A 1,309-nucleotide genomic window follows, 5' to 3' on the forward strand; every position below is an offset into this window, starting at 1 on the left:
GCCCCTGATGGAATCCGCTGGTTGGCTCCTCTATCGGCTCCGGCGCTCTTTGTGAGCTTCGCCCCAAACGGGTTTTGCCAACCCCGGTCTGACCTGTTTTGCCATCAATGCTCTGATTGCCTGCGCAACCGGTGCTTGCCTACCCCTTTGCTGTTGACGGTTTTATGCGCTACTCAAGCCAGGTTTGACGCAGCGCTGTAGTTCGCCATAAACGGCCGCTCGTGCGCCAGCACTGCCCAGGCGATCCGCGCGTTCTTGTTGGCCACGGCCACCGCCGCAATGTTGGCGTTGCTGCGCGCTATGAGGGCCGCCAGCCATTTGTAGCGTTCCGGGTGCAACTGCGCCAGCTGGACCAGTGCACGCGCGCCGTGTATCAGCAGCGTTCGCAGATACACATCCCCTCGCTTGCTGATGCCCAGCAGCCGCTCCTTGCCACCACTGGAGTGCTGGCGTGGAACCAAACCGATCCAGGCGCTGAGTTCACGCCCGCAGCTGAACTGTGCAGCGTCTCCCACGCTGGCCACCAGTGCACTGGCTGTAATCGGGCCAATGCCCGGTATCTGTTCGAGCTTTTGGCTCTCTGCGTTGGTACGGTGCCAGGCCAGAATCTGGGCGTTGAGTTCGCTGATCTGCGTCTCCAGCACCTTGAGGTGATCAAGCAGACGTTGCACCAGCAGCCTGAAGGAGCCCGGCAGTTCGTTGCTGGCATCCTCCAGTATTTCGGGCACGCGCTGGCGCAGCGGTGCAAGACCTTGGGGGATGATTTGCCCAAACTCTGCCAACAGGCCCCGGATCTGGTTGCCCTGGGCGGTGCGCGCACGCACAAAACCCTGGCGCACCCGGTGCAACGCGAGCACAGCCTGTTGATCGGTGTTCTTGATTGCCACAAAGCGCATATTGGGTCGCCCCACTGCTTCACAGATGGCCTCGGCATCGGCTCGGTCGTTCTTGTTGCTCTTGACGTAGGGTTTGACGAATTGCGGAGCCATCAGGCGCACCTGGTGACCCATCTGCTGGAGTTTGCGGCCCCAGAAGTGGGCTCCCCCACAAGCCTCCATGCCTATCAGGCATGGAGGTAACTGCACAAAGAAGGCTGCCATCTGATCGCGCCGCAATTGCTTGGTCAGGACTGCCTTTCCCCTACTGTCAACACCGTGAATCTGGAAGACGTGCTTTGCCAGATCAATACCAATTGTCGTAATCTCCATGGTGGACGCTCCTTTCGCTTCAGAGGGTTGAAAACACACCCCTCACTTTGGCACTTTGATGCCGCTAATGCGAGGGGGGCGTCCATTCCATTGGCCCGGCG

General features: G+C 60.0%; 1 protein-coding gene. It reads right to left on the reverse strand.

The window, feature by feature from the left end:
• Positions 1 to 173 precede the first annotated feature (173 nt).
• Positions 174 to 1,208 carry an IS110 family RNA-guided transposase gene (locus DIC66_RS22740; RefSeq protein ID WP_117180456.1) on the reverse strand — a complete coding sequence of 345 codons (1,035 nt, stop codon included), beginning with the start codon at positions 1,206 to 1,208 and terminating at the stop codon, positions 174 to 176.
• Between the last annotated feature and the right edge of the window lie 101 nt (positions 1,209 to 1,309).

Origin of the sequence: Rhodoferax lacus (assembly GCF_003415675.1) — a bacterium.
Taxonomy (GTDB): Bacteria; Pseudomonadota; Gammaproteobacteria; order Burkholderiales; family Burkholderiaceae_C; genus Allorhodoferax; species Allorhodoferax lacus.